The organism is Deinococcus sp. YIM 134068, from assembly GCF_036543075.1.
GTDB classification, from domain to species: Bacteria; Deinococcota; Deinococci; order Deinococcales; family Deinococcaceae; genus Deinococcus; species Deinococcus lichenicola.
In genome coordinates this window covers 156,153-170,219 of sequence record NZ_JAZHPF010000006.1, presented here as the reverse complement: position 1 = coordinate 170,219, position 14,067 = coordinate 156,153, and the positions used below count along the sequence as shown (strand labels likewise).

General features: G+C 65.6%; 17 protein-coding genes. 6 read left to right on the top strand and 11 right to left on the bottom strand.

Going from position 1 to position 14,067, the window contains the following annotated elements; genetic code table 11:
- Positions 1–51: 51 nt before the first annotated feature.
- On the bottom strand, positions 52–1,545 hold the full coding sequence (gene lnt, locus V3W47_RS08825) for an apolipoprotein N-acyltransferase (protein WP_331824832.1): 1,494 nt from the start codon (positions 1,543–1,545) through the stop codon (positions 52–54).
- 152 nt (positions 1,546–1,697) lie between these two features.
- Here lnt and V3W47_RS08820 point away from each other — a divergent pair, with 152 nt between their 5' ends.
- From V3W47_RS08820 to V3W47_RS08810, 3 genes are all read left to right on the top strand, one after another.
- Entirely contained in the window at positions 1,698–1,898 is a 201-nt protein-coding gene (locus V3W47_RS08820; RefSeq protein WP_331824831.1) for a hypothetical protein, read from the top strand.
- Between the two features lie 43 nt (positions 1,899–1,941).
- On the top strand, positions 1,942–3,294 hold the full coding sequence (locus tag V3W47_RS08815) for a peptidoglycan D,D-transpeptidase FtsI family protein (protein ID WP_331824830.1): 1,353 nt from the start codon (positions 1,942–1,944) through the stop codon (positions 3,292–3,294).
- 164 nt (positions 3,295–3,458) lie between these two features.
- Complete coding sequence (locus V3W47_RS08810; protein WP_331824829.1) at positions 3,459–4,352, top strand: C39 family peptidase; 894 nt, start codon at positions 3,459–3,461, stop codon at positions 4,350–4,352.
- Between the two features lie 93 nt (positions 4,353–4,445).
- Here V3W47_RS08810 and V3W47_RS08805 read toward each other — a convergent pair whose 3' ends face one another.
- The 8 genes from V3W47_RS08805 to V3W47_RS08770 form a co-directional block, all read right to left on the bottom strand.
- Positions 4,446–4,730 (bottom strand): SDR family NAD(P)-dependent oxidoreductase, encoded by a 285-nt coding sequence (locus V3W47_RS08805; protein WP_331824828.1) that lies wholly within the window; start codon positions 4,728–4,730, stop codon positions 4,446–4,448.
- Entirely contained in the window at positions 4,731–5,240 is a 510-nt protein-coding gene (locus V3W47_RS08800; protein WP_331824827.1) for an IS630 family transposase, read from the bottom strand.
- Positions 5,237–5,758 carry a winged helix-turn-helix domain-containing protein gene (locus V3W47_RS08795; protein ID WP_331824826.1) on the bottom strand — a complete coding sequence of 174 codons (522 nt, stop codon included), beginning with the start codon at positions 5,756–5,758 and terminating at the stop codon, positions 5,237–5,239. Before V3W47_RS08795 ends, V3W47_RS08800 begins: the two co-directional genes overlap by 4 nt.
- Before the next feature lie 30 nt (positions 5,759–5,788).
- Positions 5,789–6,001 (bottom strand): SDR family NAD(P)-dependent oxidoreductase, encoded by a 213-nt coding sequence (locus V3W47_RS08790; RefSeq protein WP_331824825.1) that lies wholly within the window; start codon positions 5,999–6,001, stop codon positions 5,789–5,791.
- Entirely contained in the window at positions 5,998–6,942 is a 945-nt protein-coding gene (locus tag V3W47_RS08785; protein ID WP_331824824.1) for an aldo/keto reductase, read from the bottom strand. The genes V3W47_RS08790 and V3W47_RS08785 overlap by 4 nt, the downstream gene beginning before the upstream one ends.
- Before the next feature lie 121 nt (positions 6,943–7,063).
- On the bottom strand, positions 7,064–7,684 hold the full coding sequence (locus V3W47_RS08780; protein WP_331824823.1) for a DoxX family protein: 621 nt from the start codon (positions 7,682–7,684) through the stop codon (positions 7,064–7,066).
- A 283-nt stretch (positions 7,685–7,967) separates the two neighbouring features.
- A complete protein-coding gene (locus tag V3W47_RS08775; protein WP_331824859.1) occupies positions 7,968–8,345 on the bottom strand; it encodes a (2Fe-2S)-binding protein in 378 nt (125 codons plus the stop codon).
- 179 nt (positions 8,346–8,524) lie between these two features.
- Entirely contained in the window at positions 8,525–9,190 is a 666-nt protein-coding gene (locus V3W47_RS08770; protein WP_331824822.1) for a metal-dependent transcriptional regulator, read from the bottom strand.
- Positions 9,191–9,436: 246 nt separating this feature from the next.
- Between V3W47_RS08770 and V3W47_RS08765 the strand changes: the two genes are divergently transcribed.
- Both V3W47_RS08765 and V3W47_RS08760 read left to right on the top strand, forming a co-directional pair.
- Complete coding sequence (locus V3W47_RS08765; RefSeq protein WP_331824821.1) at positions 9,437–10,588, top strand: multicopper oxidase domain-containing protein; 1,152 nt, start codon at positions 9,437–9,439, stop codon at positions 10,586–10,588.
- Positions 10,585–11,766, top strand: a complete 1,182-nt coding sequence (locus V3W47_RS08760; RefSeq protein WP_331824820.1) for a ZIP family metal transporter — start codon at positions 10,585–10,587, stop codon at positions 11,764–11,766. The genes V3W47_RS08765 and V3W47_RS08760 overlap by 4 nt, the downstream gene beginning before the upstream one ends.
- Positions 11,767–11,859: 93 nt before the next feature.
- Here the strand turns inward: V3W47_RS08760 and V3W47_RS08755 are convergent, their stop codons facing one another.
- Together V3W47_RS08755 and V3W47_RS08750 are read right to left on the bottom strand one after the other, a co-directional pair.
- A complete protein-coding gene (locus V3W47_RS08755; protein ID WP_331824819.1) occupies positions 11,860–12,132 on the bottom strand; it encodes a hypothetical protein in 273 nt (90 codons plus the stop codon).
- A gap of 273 nt (positions 12,133–12,405) precedes the next feature.
- Positions 12,406–12,687 (bottom strand): hypothetical protein, encoded by a 282-nt coding sequence (locus V3W47_RS08750; RefSeq protein WP_331824818.1) that lies wholly within the window; start codon positions 12,685–12,687, stop codon positions 12,406–12,408.
- 90 nt (positions 12,688–12,777) lie between these two features.
- On the opposite strand from V3W47_RS08750, the gene V3W47_RS08745 reads away from it, so the two are divergent.
- Complete coding sequence (locus V3W47_RS08745; protein WP_331824817.1) at positions 12,778–13,998, top strand: DUF3732 domain-containing protein; 1,221 nt, start codon at positions 12,778–12,780, stop codon at positions 13,996–13,998.
- Positions 13,999–14,067 lie beyond the last annotated feature (69 nt).

The window sequence follows — 14,067 nt, the reverse complement described above, 5'->3', positions numbered from 1 at the left end:
TCGGTCAAGTCCAGGGGTGAGCGTGGCTGAACTGGAACAGGACGGGGACTCTTACGGCCCGGACCGGGCCGACCTGCGGCAGCAGAGGACCAGGAGCAGAAACGCGAAACTTACGCCCAGGACCCAGTCGCCGGAGCGCACGAACGGCGTGACAGTGGACGTTACGCCGAAGGGGACCCGGTACGCTGCGCGCTCTCCCCGCGGGGCACGGAACACGACCTGGCCCCGTGGGTCCACCACGGCGCTCACGCCATCGTTCCCGGCCCGCAGCAGGAAGCGGCCGGTCTCGATGGCCCTCACTCGGCCCATCTGAAAGTGCTGCTCGGCGCCCTGTCCGCGCCCGAACCAGGCGTCATTGGAGATCACGACCAGCAGGTTCGCGCCTGCCCCAACGGCCTGGCGGCTCAGCCCCGGGAACACCGACTCGTAACAGATGCTCACGCCAGCGCGCAGGTCCCCCAACGGGAACACGCTCAGCCTCTTCCCGGGGGTGGCGCTGGTGTACCCGGGCATTCCCAGGCTGTTGAGCAGCGGTGTGTAGAGGAAACCCAGCACTCCAGCGAGAGGCAGGCGCTCCCCGAAGGGGACCAGGACGCGCTTGTCCTGGCGGCCGGTCACGCGCTCATCAAACCCGTACGCACTGTTGCGCACCTCACCCGGCACGTCACCCGGTGCGCCGAGCAGCATCGGCACATTCAAGCGCCGCAACGGACCACGCACCCGGGCGTCAGACGCCGGAAGGGGGCTGGCGGTCTCCGGCCACACCACCACAGCCGCGGGTCCGGAGCTCAGCGCCTGCCGGGTGAGGGTGAGGTAGACGTCCAGTTCCTCCAGGGTCCGCCCCCGAGCTTTGACGCGGGGGTCGATGGCCCCCTGCACGAGCACGGCCGTGCGGGAGGCCTCAGGGGCCGCGCGGGTGCCCAGCCTGGCCCAGAGAAGCCCCGCGCTCCAGACGGCCAGCAGGATCAAGGCGGCCGCACCGCGCCTCCTGCCGCCCAGACCCGCCAGGACGCTTGCTGCGAAGGTCACGAGCAGGGTCAGGAGGGACACCCCACCCAGGGAGGCGAGCTGCGCGAGGGGCGTGTCCGTGAGCGCGTACCCGGGGGCACCCCACGGGAAGGCGAGAGGCCCGGTGGTCCGCAGCGCTTCCAGCAGCACCCAGGCGAATGGGAGGGCCAGCAGGGTGCCGGGGCCGCCGGCCAGGCGGGTCAGGGCCAGGGGGACCGCCCAGGTGAGGGCGGCGGCGGGCAGAACCAGCACGGTGAGCAGGCCCCCGAGGGGTCCCAGCACATCCGCCATGCTGGTGGGGAGCCACGCCAGGTGCACCGTGAAAAAGCTCAGCGCGAACGTGAACGCGTCGCGCAGCGCGCTCCGCCCGCCCTCACTGCGCGCCAACCGGGAATGCAGCACGGCCAGGGGCAGTGGGGCGAGCACACCCGGCATCGCAGGCAGGAGCAGCAGGGCGAGCGCGGCCCCGCTCAGCCCGCTCTCCAGCCCGGCGGGCAGCCGAGCCGCCCAGGCCTGGGAGAACAGGTGGTGGGTCACGGCGCCCACGCTAAGGGAGGTGTGTTCAGGTCCGGTAAAGCACCTTTACACAACATGAACACACCCTTTCTAGGCTGCGCGCGGAGGCTTGACATGCTGCCCACCTGCTTTCCGCTGCTCCCCGTTCCAGTCGTCTCCCCAGGGGGCGCGTGATGACGCCCCCCCCCTCCCGGCGGGCCGCCCTGGAATTCTGGCTGGGCCTTGTCCTGGTGCTGGCCAGCGTCCTGGGCGGCGTGTGGCTGACCGACGTCCTGCTGGACCGTGCGGCGGATCCCAGCGTGCCGTCGATGTCCGGCATGGACCACGGGAACATGACCGACATGGATGATCCCCCGCCCTCTTCGGCGCCCTGAGTACGGCCTGCCGCCCCCCGTTCCTGGAGAACCCCTTTCTGCCGTGCGACACAAATTTTTCCATGACAGCGATTATCAATTGGCCCGCCGGGCGAGCATTCTCGCCTTCCTGGGACTGCTGTCCTTCGCCGCCCTGGCGATGGCGCTCGCCCAGCTCACCGCGCCTCCCCGTTCGGCGCCCACTCAGCCCGTCAGCACCGGCCGCGCGAAAGTCCTGAGCGCAGATGCCCGGATTCTGGCGACCGGACCCCTGCCGCAACGCCGGTACCCGCAGGGCGCCCTGGCCGCGCAGGTCGTCGGGTTTGTCGGTGCGGCCGGCGGCCTGGAAGGTCTGGAGCGCCTCTACAACGCCCAGCTGGAGCGCGGCGAGCCGTTGACCCTCACGCTGGACACGCGGGTGCAGGCCGCCGTGGAGGCGATTCTGGCAGACGCCGTGGCCCGCACGGACGCCCAGTACGCGTCGGCCGTGGTGATGGAGACCCGGACCGGGAAGCTGACGGCCCTGGCTTCCGTGCCGGGCTTCGACGTCAACGCCTGGCGACAGGTGCCGCCGGACCGCTGGCGCAACCGCGCGGCGCTGGACGAGTACGAGCCGGGCAGCGTCATCAAAGCCCTCACGGTGGCGGCGCTGCTCAACGAGGGCCGCACCACGCCGGACTCCACGTACGACACCCCGATGTGGCGCCGCTTCGCGGGCGCGACCATCAACGACATCGTGGCCCACCCGGGCCAGCTGAAGACGCGGCAGATTCTGCGGTACTCCAGCAACGTCGGCATGACGCGATTGGTCGAGAACGTGCCGCCCCAGCTGCTGCACCGCTACTTCACGGCCTACGGCTTCGGGCAGCCGGTAAAGGTCGGACTGCCTGCCGGGGACGGGCTTCTGCGGGATCCTGAGGCCTGGGAGCCGCTGTCCCAGGCGACCATGTCCTTCGGTCAAGGCATGACGGTCACGACTTTGCAACTGGCGGCCGCTTTCAACGTGATGGCGAACGGCGGGCGGTACGTGGCGCCCAGCCTGGTCCTCGGCGCGCCAGCGGAGACCCGGACGGTGCTGAGGGAGGCGACGGCGGCCAGCATGCGGGAGATGCTGCACTTCGTGATCGACGAGGGCATCCAGACCCGGGCGGAACTGCCGGGCTACCACGTGGGCGGGAAAACCGGGACGGCCCAGGTGGTGGTGGACGGGCGGTACAGCGGTGAGGTGTTTTCCAGCACCTTCGCGGGGTTCTTCCCGGCGGACCAGCCGAGATTCACGGTCGCCGTGATGGTGCGCGGCGCCAAACGCGAATTTCAGGGCTCGCAGTTGGCCGCGCCGATCTTCCGGGACGTGATGTCCAGCCTGCTCTCGCTGTACGCCGTCGGCCCGCAGGCCGAGCGGTCTCCCTCCCCCTGACAAGGGTGAGGAGCGCGGGAGCCAGGCACCCGTCCAGACAGCCGAGGCGTACTCCTGCACATCACGCCTGCTCCAGACGGTTCCACCCTCAGTCCGGATGCGGACCTTCAGGCGATGGGCGCGGTGTTTTACACGTTCTTTACAGAGGCCCAGCAAGATGACTCATGTCCATTCGACCGCTCCTCATCTGTTCGCTGGCGTTCGCGGTGCTGGGGGGATCAGCCGCTGCGGCACCGGCGAGCGTCACGTTGAAGAACATTCGCCATGAGTACCAGGGGCCCGACAACTGCGCGCCCGTGACCTCGCTGACCCTTCTCGGCTACTACGGAACGCGGGTCACGCAAGCGCAGGCGGCGGGCGCCATGAAGGACTCCCCGGGAGATCCGCAGGTCACCAGTCTGGAACTTGCCGCCTACCTGGGCCGCTTCGGGCTGCGCAGCGTCATCCGCTACGCCGGGGACGCAGAACTGCTGCGCGAGCTGGTGTCCCGCGGCCTGCCCGTGGTGGTGCAACAGCGCTTGAAGGCGGGCAGCAATGTCGCGCACTTCCGCACGGTCTACGGGTACAGCGCCGGACGCTTCCTGGTGAGTGATCCTCTCCGGGGACCCTCCCTGAACCTGTCGACCGCGGAGATGCAGGACCTGTGGAACTACTACAACGGCGAGTACCTGGTCGCGTACCCCCCCTCGAAGGAAGGCCTGGTGCGTGAAGCGCTCGGCGAGGACTTTGACCTGACCGCGAACTGGCAGCACGCGAAGCTGCACGGGGAGCAGGACGTCAAGGCCCGCCCGAATGACCCATATGCCTGGTGGGGGCTGGCCAAGGCCAACCTGCGGTTGGGGAACGTGAAGGTGGCCGCGGGCCAGTTTGACCGGGCGGTGCAACTCGGGGTGCCGACCCTTTACTACCTGTACCGCCAGGAGGCGTTTGAAGCGTGGACTCAGGCAGGCGAGCACGAGAAGACACTGGCGCTGACGCAGCGTGCACTGAAGGCGTACCCGTCGAGCAAGGAACTCCAACGTTTCCGGAATCTGGCGAACAACGCCCTGGGGGGATAGATTCGCTTGAAAGGAAAGAGGGCTGGAACTGGAGTGGGCATGCCCCCAGAGTGAAAGACCCTGGGGGGCGCACGTCAGAAGGGCTGGGCGTCCTCAGGCCCAGCCGCGCTTGCCCGCCACTGAGGAAACATTGACGATGGTGCCGCCGCCTCCCCGCTGCAGGTGGGGAAACGCCGCCTTGGCGAACAAAAATGGTGCACGCAGGTCCACACTGGGTACCTGGTCCCAGTCCTCCACAGTGAGGTGGACCACCGGTCCAGGAACGTTGGTGGCAGCATTGTTCCAGGATGTCCAGCCGCCCGAGGGCTTTTGTGCCCTACTTGACGGCCGCCATGACAGCCGGACTGTCTGACAAGTTAAGTACACCGCATCTAGCATCTAGATAAACCTTGCCCCCAGAACCTTCAGCCCGGTGAGAAGGGCCGCCCGAAGTTCGGTGACCGAGGTGTAACAGCGGCGCGGCATCAGGATGCCCTTGAGCTTGCGCCATACTCCCTCAATGAGATTGAGAAAAGGCGCATAGGGTGGGAGGTAACGCAGGTACAATCCCTTCTCCTCCCACTCTGCGGTCTTTTCCCTCAGCTTCGCTCCCTTGTGAAAGGGAGCGTTGTCCAGCACGACGACTGTGAGCTGATCAGGAACGCAGTCCGCTGCCAAAGTGTCCAGGTAAGCGATCACCTGATCACCGTTGCAAGACCCTGGCAACTCGCGGACTTCCAGAACGTCTTCACTGCCGTGCAAGCCGTAGGTGCCGATGAGGTTGATCCGTCCAGACGATCCCCACCGCGTGGGAATCTCGAATTGTTGCCCGGAGCCACGCTGAAACCAGGTCGCGCCCACGGACAACATCAGGGAAAGGCCAGTCTGATCGAGGTATTTCAAGGTCAACTTGCCGTCCAACGCCCCCTTTTTAAGGTTTCCAGGGAAACCTGATGTTGCTGTGCGACTTCACGGTCGAGCTTCTTCGCAGGTGAATATCTGGCCCGCTTCCAGCTGTACCCCAGCCGTCGGAGATGATTCGCCAGTGCGCGAGGTCGAATCACGACCCGAAACTGCTTCTCGATTTCCTCGCACAGCAGTGGAGCGTTCCAGAAGCGCTGTTCTTGCAGTTTCTTATGCAGAAACTGCTCTATCTCCGGTGTGACCAGCGGGAGTTGTCCTGGTGGGCAATCGTCGGCTAAACCAGGAATCCCGCGCTCGATGAAACGAGTCAGGTCGTTGTGAATTGCCTGACGATTGCGACCAAAGTGCTTTGACAGTTGGGGAACGCTCCAGCCCTGTCGGTGAAGCCGCAAGATGCTCGCCCGAAGGCGGGCCTTCGGGTGAGTGTGTGGACTGGTCTCAAGTTCCCGGAGTCGAGTGTCGTCGTCTTGAGAAATTTCGATACGCCGAACAGGACGGGCCATGCCTAAGTCTATGAGCTAGATGCGGTGTACTTAATTGGAACAGACGAGCACACGCCGCCCGGGCGCCTCGACTTCCCTGGCGACCCGCCGGAGGTTCACTTCACTGTGGGCCAGCAGCGTCACAGCTGCGCCCGCGCGTATGAAACCCAGAGCGGTCGCTCGCCCCAAACCACTGTTGGCTCCTGTTACCAGTGCCACCCGACCGGCCAAGGCCTCCGCAGGAATCGTGCGCCCCCGGATCATGTGGACCTTCCGGAAGTGACGGTCTCGATCAACAGGACGTCGTCCTCCGTAAGGAGGGACCGGGTGGAAGCAGCGACGTTCTGCTCCACCTGCTCGGGCGTCTTCGCCCCCGGGATGGCCACGGACACCGCCGGGTGGTTCAGCACGAAACGCAAAGCCAGCTGACCCAGAGAGCGTTCCCGCGACGACAGAACACGCAGTTGTTCTACCTGATCGAGCTGCGACCCGTACCAGTCTTCCTGCGGCCAGTTGTGGCGAACATCTCCCTCGGGGAACTGCGTTTGAGACGTGAATTTCCCGGTCAGCATCCCCTTCGAGAGTGGGCCGCGCACCACTACGCCGATCCCCTGCTCCTGACAGTACGGCAGGATGTGCTGCTCCGCCTGGCGGTTGAGCAGACTGTAGTCCAGCTGAACGACGTCAAGGGTGCCGTCCCGGTTGAACTGCCGAACGTAGTCGAAGTCGTCGGTCGATACCCCCACCGCCCGCACCAGCCCTTCCCGTTTGAGGTGGGCGAAGGCGGTGATGAACGCTTCTGTCTCCCGGGGGTCGTTCCACCAGATGTGGTCGAAGTACACGTCGATGTAGTCGGTCCCCAGGCGGCGCAGGCTGTCCTCGAACGCGCGGACGATCTTTTCGGGGCGGTCATAAACAGGTTCGCGGTTCGGGTCGCGGTGGTGCCCCATCAGGCCACCTTTGGTCGCAACGACTACCTGATCACGGCGACCTTTGAGGACCTTCGCCACGAGAGTTTCGCTGTGGCCGTCCCCGTACACGTCGGCGGTATCGATAAAGGTGACGCCGAGGTCCAGGGCACGTTCCATCGCCCGCAGCGAGGCCTGATCCTCGACCGGCCCCCAGGCGTCGCCGCCGATGGCCCAGGCGCCGAACCCGATCTCGGAAACTTCAATACCAGTCTTGCCCAACGGACGGTGATGCATGCAACCCCTTTCCGCGAACGCCACCAGGACTCGCGTGGCTTTACCCTAAACGCCGCCACAGGCCCGGACCCTTAGCCCGTCTGGAGCTGTCTTCATCAAGAGCGGGTCGTGGTTCTGAAGCTCAGGGCTCCCGGTGAAAGCGGCGCCGGAACCTCTGGTGCAGCGCCTGCGTCTGTTCCGCCGTGGTGGCTGCTTTGGCATCCCCGATGAGTTTGCCGCCACGTGTGGTGGCGCCGACCACCAGTGCGGCGGACACCAGCACCAGATTCTTGATGATGTACTGCCCTTCCAGGTTCGGCACCCAGGGAATGATCGTGAACGTCTGGTGCGGAAAAAACATCAGCGGCAGGAACGTCCCGGCCATCTGCGCGAACAGCAGCACCAGCGTCACCCGCAGGAATCGGCCGGTCAGCAGGCCCAGGCCAATCGCGCACTCCCAGCTGGCCAGGACGGGCAGGCTCACATCCGGCGCCAGCACGCCGAAGGTCAGGACGGAGATGGTCTGGGTGGCCAGCCCTTCTGCGGAGCTCAAGCCCGGAAAAAACTTCTGCACCCCGAACCACAGGAAAATCACTCCGAGCGAGAGGCGCAGCAGGGTAATGCCGTGCCTGGCCCACCAGCCGATCAGGCGGGCGTCCAGCACATTGAGCTGTGCCCCCAGCCGGGCTCGGGCTGGCGGGCTTTCCAGGGGGAAAGGGGACGTTGCCGAGCGGGAAGAGGTGTCAGGTTCGGTGTTGCTCATTCAGGCCTCCAGCAGGGATAGGGCTTCCAGCAGCCCTCCAGACGTCCCTGTTCTAGGTGGACATATGCGGGCAGCCTGGTTTCAGATGTTTGGCGTGTGCTCACGTCTGTGGAGAATCGGCTGTGGGAGGTTGAAGCCTGGAACGAACCAAGACCCAGGTTGAGTTGATACCGCCTCAAAGACTCATGAGCATGGCCTCCCGAACGCTGCTGATGACAAGCTCAAGAGCGCCAGTGCTGCTTGCGACGTGCCGCAATCCTGAGGTGCCTGCAACGCGGTGGTGTCAGGGCTGATGGGCCTCCCGCAGAGCTTTGAGTGCGCGGTTGACGTTGCCTAGGCAGCAGCTGCCCTGAGGATTGTTCACCTTGCAACCGCAGCGTCCAGCCTGGATGTGTGCCCGGATCACTTGCGGGAGAAGTGCGGCCTGACCTTCACGGTGTGAACGCTTGAGGTCAGCGCGGGTAGAGCCGAAGCAGTAGCAGACGTGCGTGGTGGCGCGGATGTCCTTCTGGTAGACGGCGACCTTCACGTCAGCCTGACCGTACGCTCGGGTGGAACTGAAGTACACGGTCTGGCATCCGGCCTCTGGACAGAAGCGGTGCTCTGCCTTCGGGTCGAGGGTGGCGAGGGCGGCTGGGGTCAGGAGGGCCTTCAACGTGATGAGCGGGACGGCCTAGCCAACGCTGCCGCACGTGAGGCAGGTAGTGTTGGTGCTGGCGCGTCTGGGCGCGGGGCCGCCGCAGTCGGGACTCGTCATGCCAGGAGAGTACGTCTCCTGTCACGGGGAGAGCCCCGAGGCTTCGGCGTTCATGCGTTCGTCCAGGTGTACCTTTGCACTGCTCATGCAGGGACGGGCGCGTCCACGAGAAGCTGACGCGCCACCGCCGTGGCCAACACCAGGGTCTCCTTCGCCTGCACCGTCACGGTGCCCAGTACGTCATCGCGGGACACCAACCTCACGTCCTTTCCGGGGGTCAGGCCGCGTTCCATCAGCACCTTCAGCAGTGCGGGGTCCCCTGGGACCCGCACAATCCGCGCCACCATGCCGATCGGCAGACTGGTGAGCGTGACTTCCGGCCTTCGGGGCACAGAGCCGTCCAGGCCAGGAATGGGGTCGCCATGCGGATCGAAGGCGGGATGGCCGAGCCAAGCCGCCATACGCGCCTCCAGCGTTTCACTGATGACGTGTTCCAGGCGCTCGGCCTCCTCATGCACCTCGTCGAGCGGGTACCCCAAAGCTTGATGCAGGTACAGCTCCAGTAGCCGGTGGTGGCGCAGGACTTCGAGGGCGGCCGCTTCACCCTCTGGAGTCAGGCGCGTGCCCTTGTAGGGGGCGTGTTCCACCAAACCTTGTTCATGCAGGCGCCGCAGCATCCCGGTAACGCTTGCGGGGGTGACGCCGAGGACGTCAGCAAGGGCTTGGGTATTCACCGTCTCCCGTTGTCCGAGCAGGTACAGGTGCTTGAGGTAATCCTCGACTGCGGACGAGAGTGGGAGACGGGTCATTGAGCAAGTTTAGCCGAGACTAAATTCGAGTGGATGAGATCAGATCGGAACAATTACCCGTAGCAAGCGGAGGAATTCGGGGAGGGGAAGCGATGTGCTGCCTGGAGAGGAGACTGGAAACGTGCCCCGGCTGAAGCTCCGCCTCACCCTAGATTGTGTCTCACCTTGACAAGCTGTTAGGCATGACTAAAATAGGTTTATGTCTCAGATGATTTTTATCTTGATGGGTACTTGGAAGCGCCAGCCATGAGTGCGTGGCTACGCTCTCTGCGGTCCCGGCGGGACGTGTTGCGGACGGGTCTGGGCAGCGCGGCGGCCCTGGTCGGCAGCGTCGCGCTCGGTCAATCCGCCACCCATCCGGCAGGCCATACGCCAGCAACGCCCACACCCCCCGTCAAGGGTGGTGCCCACGCTGGACACGGGAACAACCTGATGGTCGGGAAGGTCGACCACGCGCGCAACGGCTTTGATCCCATGGAAGTCCTCACCGACTGGGACACCGGCCAGGTCAGCAGGCTGCCGAGCGGCCAGGTCCTGCGCGAATACACCATGACGGCCCTCGAAAAAGACATCGAGATCGCGCCCGGCGTCTTCTTCCCCGCCTGGACCTACAACGGCCGGGTGCCCGGCCCCACCCTGCGCTGCACCGAGGGGGACCGGCTGCGCATCACCTTCAACAACCACACCAGTCACCCGCACACCATTCACTTCCACGGCGTCCACCCCGCCGAGATGGACGGCGTGCCCGGCGCGGGACCGGGGGAGATTCCCCCTGGCGGCCGCTTCGTCTACGAGTTCGACGCCGAACCTTTCGGCTGCCACCTCTACCACTGCCACGCCACCAGCCTGAAACGGCACATCCACAAGGGCATGTACGGCGCCTTTATCGTCGATCCCAAAGGCGGCCGCCCCCCGGCCCGCGAGTTCGTGATGGTGCAAAACGCCTTCGACACCAACTTCGACGGCGGCAACGAGGTCTACGCCGTGAACACCGTCGGCTTCGAGTTCGCGCGGCGGCCCATCCCGATCAAGAAAGGCGAGCTGGTGCGCATCTACCTGGTCAATATCCTGGAGTTCGACCTGATCAACTCGTTTCACCTGCACGCCAACTTCTTCAACTACTACGACACCGGCACCACCCTGGAACCGACCCTCCGTATCGTGGACACCATCATGCAGGCGCAGGGCCAGCGCGGCATCCTGGAATTCACCTACAAGTATCCCGGGAACTTCATGTTCCACCCGCACATCAGTGAATTCACCGAACTGGGCTGGATGGGGTCCTTTCAGGTGGTCGAGCCGGTGAACTACGCGGCGGCCCTGCGCGAGGCAGGCGTCGATGCCGGATGGGACCGCCGGGCCACGGGGGGCAGCACAGCTGGCGGGAGGCGCGCATGAGCACGCCCGCCCCCACCGGCACCGCGAGCAGCCTCTGGGGCCTCGCCATCCTCCCCATCCTGCTGCTGGGCGCCGTGCTGGCCTACCTGGTCGCCACGGGCGGCGGCCTGCGCAGCTTGCAGGGTCCCCCGGTCGAGCAGGTCAAGATCGGGCGGGTCACCTTGCCCGAGCGCGGCCTGATTCAGGTGCAGCTGGTCAACGACGGCCCGCAGGCCATCACCATCCCCCAGGTCATGGTGGACGACGCCTTCTGGTCGTTCACCGCTGAGCCGCCCGGCCCGATTCCCCGGCTGGGGTCGGCCACGCTGACCATCCCCTACCCCTGGGTGGAAGGCGAGGCGCACCGGGTGGCGCTTCTCAGCAACCTCGGCACCGTCTTCGAGGCGGAGATCCCGGTGGCGGCCCTCACGCCCCGGCTGGACAGCAGTCTCTTCGCCCGCTTCGGGCTGGTGGGACTGTACGTCGGCGTCGTGCCGGTGGTGCTGGGCATGCTCTGGTTTCCCTGGATGCGCCGCCTGAGTGGGCGCGCCATGAACTTCATCCTGGCCTTGACGGTGGGCCTGCTGGTCTACCTCGCGATCGGCACCTGGCTGGACGCGCAGGAATTCGCAGCTGAACTCCCCGCGTTCTGGCAGGGCGCGCCCGCTGTCGCTTTGATCGCCCTGATCGCCGTGGGCGCCCTACTGGCGGTCGGGGGCAAGCGCCGGGAGGACGAGGCCCCCCTCGGCCTGTCCTACCGCATCGCCGTCGGCATCGGCCTGCATAACCTCGGGGAGGGGCTGGCTATCGGGGCGGCCTTCGCGCTGGGGGAAGCGGCGCTGGGCACCTTCCTGATTCTGGGCTTCACGCTGCACAACATCACCGAGGGTGTGGGGATCGTCGCGCCGCTGGTGAAGCGGAGCCCGGGCCTGAAGCAGTTCGCCCTGCTCGCCCTGGTGGCGGGTGGACCGGCCATCCTGGGCACCTGGATCGGGGGCTTCGCGTTCAACCCGGTGCTGGCGACCATCTTCCTGGCGCTGGGCCTGGGGGCCATCCTTCAGGTCGTCTGGGAGGTGGGGCGGCTGGTGGTGCGCAACACCGGCAGACTCGGCCTCCCCGTGGCGAACTGGTCGAACTTGGGCGGCTTCACGGTGGGCGTGGGGCTGATGTACTTCACCGCCTTCCTCGTGAAGTTCTGAGCGCTCTACCTGAAGCGCCGGACGACGTGTATGAGGTCCGGCGCTGCTTGTCCTCAAGACGCTGCGGGGCCGGGGGGTGACCCCTGAACCTGCTCAGAACGGAATGAGCAGGTTCAGCAGTTGGCGCAGCGGGTCTGGTGAGGGATCGGCAGTTCGCGTGGCCGCCCGGGCCGCCAACTCCCGAAACTCTTCCTCTGACGGCAGCGTGGCGGCTTCCACCCTCAGCGTATGGGGGGAACGCAGAGCCGCCGCTCCATGGTTCACCGGCACTTCGCTCGGGCCGTAGCAGCGGCCAGGCTCCAGGTTGAAGTGGGCGTGCCAGGCACCTTCCGGCGCGACGATGGTGAAGACGAAAGAGGAGCGCATCGCTGACCCCATTGTGCGCTGTCGGCGACAGTGAGCGCGAGCCTGGCAGCTGGAGGCATTCTGGCCTCCGCTCCGTAATTCCTCCCTCTTCGGACGATGCCTTCCCAAACCAAGGATCGTCGGGCGTGAACAACAGCGACACAAGCAGGGGTGACCGACGCCCGATTCTGGGAACCCTGGACTTTGACCCGTGGTGCCGCTGACCCGCACCTCAACTTCCGGTCGTCAGAAGAACTCAAGGGTGGCGGGAGGGGGAGCGGATAGGTGCTTGTGCTACACCTGGGCCTTTTCAGCGACCTGTTGCGCGTATTTCAAGGCGCGCTTGTGTGCCTGAGGGTGACTGTAGCCCGTTCCTTCTCGGGCTGGCAGGTGGTCGCGTAGCGCGGCCTTGCGCAGGTCGCTGGGGCTGATGTGGGGGAGGTTGGCGTTCTTGCAGGTGCGCCACATCTGCAAACGCAGGTCGTCCGGGGTGGTGTAGGAGAAGACCCGCTCGGCCTGTTCCGGGGCGTGCAGGGGACCTCCGGCTTGCGTCAGGAGGGGCTGAAGGGCCTGCATCGCTTCCAGGGAGAGGGTTGAAACGGTCCTGGACCGCAGCAACTCTTCCTGGAGGCGAGCAGCGTCGATCTGATCCGCACCGAGGAGGCGGTGAAGACCGCCGAGCAGCTTACAGTGGGGCTGAGAAGCGCCCTGGAGCGAGAGGCCGAGGGAGCCGCAGCCGGGGAGAATCCGGGAACGTTCCTCGAGCTTTACAGCCAACGTGCAGGGGTGGAGGGCCAGATCACGGAGCTGCGCAGCCAGGTGCGCGCCGCGCAAGCCATGATCGGGACCTCGCAGGACTTCCAGGACACGGCCACGCGCCAGCAGCTCAGGCTAGAGGTCGTCAATTTGCTGCCAGCTGCCGAAGAAGATCACCCCTGCCCGATCTGCAACAGTCCGCTGGAAAGCACGACGGCGGTGGAGCAGGCCATCCATTCGGCTCATGACCGGATTCGGCGCGACCTGTCGATGGTGCAGCGCGAGCGCCCCAAGCTCGACAGTCACGTGCAGCAGTGGAAAGACCAGATCACGGACCTTCGCGGGCGGCTCACGGAGCTCCATGGGCAGATCGAAGCGATCGCGCGCAGCGACGAGGCCACCCGCCAGCAGGTGGACCTGGAGCGTCGGCGCGGTGAAGTGCGGGGAGCCATCAAGTTCTACCTCGACCTGCAGTGCCCGGTAGAGAGCGCCATCAGCGCCGAGGAGGACGAGAAGGTCAGGACCAGGATCACGGAACTGGAGCAGGAACTGGGCCATCAAAGCAAGCTTGAGGCCCTCCAGGACATGACCATGCGGCTGAACTTCATCGCGACCGAGATCCTGCGGGGCCTGCCCTTCGAAGAGCTGTACAAAGGCGCGTCGGTCAGCTTCAACGCGCGCGACCTGACCCTCGGCATCATCGCGCCCACCAGACGTCTCGAGATGCGCGACATTGGCGCGGACGAGAACTACCTGAGCTTGCACGTGGCGACCATGCTCGCCTTCCACCGTCACTTTGCCGAGCGCGGACGCCCGGTGCCCGGCGTGCTGCTCTTCGATCAGCTCAGCCGTCCTTATTTCCCACCTGACCCGGCAGGTGAGCAGAGAGAGGCCGTCATCATCGGCGAGGACGGCCCGCTCGAATCGAAGGACCGGGCCCACCTAAAGAACTACTTCGATCTGTTGTTCAAAGAAGTGGAGCGAGGCGAATCCTTGCAGGTGATAGTTCTCGAGCATGCCTATTTCGCAGATGATCCCCGTTTTGTTCAGGCCACCAAGGGACGCTGGACCGATCATGATGGCTACCTGGTCCCACTGGACTGGCCGGAATACGTGGAGGAAAGTAGCTGAAGCTCCACGCGAGACAGTGGCCAGCCCCGGATTCCGGGGCTGGCCTCCCTCTGCCACGTCAGAATTAGC